This window comes from Algibacter mikhailovii (genome assembly GCF_014651495.1).
Taxonomy (GTDB): Bacteria; Bacteroidota; Bacteroidia; order Flavobacteriales; family Flavobacteriaceae; genus Algibacter_E; species Algibacter_E mikhailovii.
This window is the reverse complement of the sequence record NZ_BMWZ01000030.1, coordinates 1-2,153: the sequence shown is the minus strand read 5'-3', so window position 1 is coordinate 2,153 and position 2,153 is coordinate 1. Positions and strand designations below refer to the sequence as shown.

2 protein-coding genes are annotated in these 2,153 nt (G+C 30.7%); both read left to right on the top strand.

Annotated features, from left to right (window positions below; translation table 11 throughout):
- The first annotated feature begins 118 nt into the window (after positions 1–118).
- The gene (locus IE051_RS18495) at positions 119–1,012 is read left to right on the top strand and encodes a hypothetical protein (RefSeq protein ID WP_189362898.1); all 894 of its coding nucleotides are present in this window, start codon (positions 119–121) and stop codon (positions 1,010–1,012) included.
- Between the two features lie 79 nt (positions 1,013–1,091).
- Positions 1,092–1,907 (top strand): hypothetical protein, encoded by an 816-nt coding sequence (locus tag IE051_RS18490; RefSeq protein ID WP_189362897.1) that lies wholly within the window; start codon positions 1,092–1,094, stop codon positions 1,905–1,907.
- The last annotated feature ends 246 nt before the right edge of the window (positions 1,908–2,153 follow it).

Below are 2,153 nucleotides of genomic sequence, written 5' to 3'. Positions count from 1 at the left end.
AATAAGATTACATTTATCTTTAGACTTCAAAACACCGAATATGGTATATAAATTATCAGCTTAATTTCAATTTTAACCTGTAGCCATATTTCAGGACGAGACATATTGAAAAACGCCTATGGGAACTTGGGGAACAGGAATTTCTTCAAATGACGTTTACGAAGACATCAATTATGAATTCTTTGAATTGTACAATCAAGGAATGGAAGTTTCTGCCATAACCGAAAAGTTATTAAAAGAAAATAAAGAACTGATTGACTCTCACGAAGACCAAAATAATTTTTGGATTACCATAGCAAAATCTCAATGGGAATGTAAAGCTCTTGACCCAAAAATCTACAATCGAATTAAAGACATTGTGGAATCTGAAAAGGACATTGAATTGTGGAAAGAACTTGACGCCTCAAAATCGGATTTGACAAAGCGGAAAAAAGTATTAGAAAACTTTCTGGAAAAAATATCAACCGAAAAGAAAACTGCACGAAAGAGAAAGGTTAAGAAAAAAAGAGGTGCGATTTTCCAAAAAGGAGATTGTTTAATATTCAAATTAAGTGATGGAGACTTCTGTGGAGCATTCGTACTTGAATCAGAAAAAGAATCGGAATTCGGACTTAATTTGGTCGCGGTAACCGATTTAAAAAAGTCTGACAAACCGACTGAACAAGATTTTGAAAATGCTAACATTTTGTTTGGACTTGAACAACAAATAAATAAAGAGTTCAAACCAAAAGAAAAAATAAGTTGGTACTACGCTCAACATTATAAAAAAGCAGAAATTGAAATTGAGATAGTCGGACAATTAGAGGTTGACAAAAGTTATTCATCTTCGAGACATTATCAAAGTTTTTCGAATTGGGATAACCTGAAATTATTTCAAGATAGTTATTACTCTGACTTGGAAAAAAATAAGTGTGACGTAAATGTTCCACTAAAAAGTTTAAGAAAAAATACTGGTTACAACAATGGCTATAATTCATTGTGGCAACGAGTTAAAACAAAGTTTAATTTATAAATGAAAGGTCTGGATTTCGGCGGAATAATCCTGCGGATGATTCCACAACGAAATCATAGCCGAGACCGTTAGCATACATATGACAAAGACAGTCCTATATATTATCTTATTGACAATGAACATTGGTTTTTGTCAGTCTCGAAATTACGCTGGACAACCTTATGCTGAACCTGACTTGTTAATATGGAAAACTGACACAATTCAAATTCAAACTTTCCCATTATACTCTCTATCTGAATTTGACCAAAAAAATCTCTTTGAAAACAAAGAAATAAAACCCGAATGTTGGGGTTGCTTAAAAAATTATACTGCTGAATGGAAAATTATAAATAGAAAACTTTATTTATCAAACATATATAGTTTCAACTATAAAAAAGACAGTATAAAAACCGATTTGAATAAACTCTTTCCTGATAAAATAAAAAACAATTTGATTTTAGCCGATTGGTTTTCTGGCAATCTTTTTGTCCCAAAAGGAGAACATATTTGGATGAGTCAAAGTCCAGGTTTCCCAATTTATCAATCAGAATGGAAATTGACTTTTGAAAAAGGAATACTTGAAAAAGAGGATTTTAAAACTGGCAATTATTATAAATCTATCTACACAGAAAACTCAAAAAACTTAATTGATTTCATCGATAATAATTTAGATTCAGAAACTCGCAATAAAATAAAAAACAAACGGATTTCAATAGTTTTCAAAACTGGAAAATCTAAAAATGATTACTCTGTTTCAATCAAAGGAATTGATGATGAAAATTTAGAAAAGAAACTTATTAGCACATTAAAAACATTACCAGAATTTGATTATTACTATAGACACGGAGAGGAACTTACCCAATTTTTTTCTATTCCATTTATAGATAATAGACCACTAATAAAAACGAAAGAATAAATACGTATGCTAACACCGTGTATAAAAAATTGCTAGCTTTACCTTAAACCAAAATTAGTTGCTCATTTGCTAGCTTCTGATTTTCCTTCGGAAAATCCTTGCATACAAATACGCAACTTATCATACACATCAACGTTGTGGTTAATTATGACCCGTCCTGAATAAAGGCTACATAATTTTAAACATTATGTACAAAAATGACAAAGTAATCAGACGGTATTCAGAACCCTTTAAACTGAAAATTTT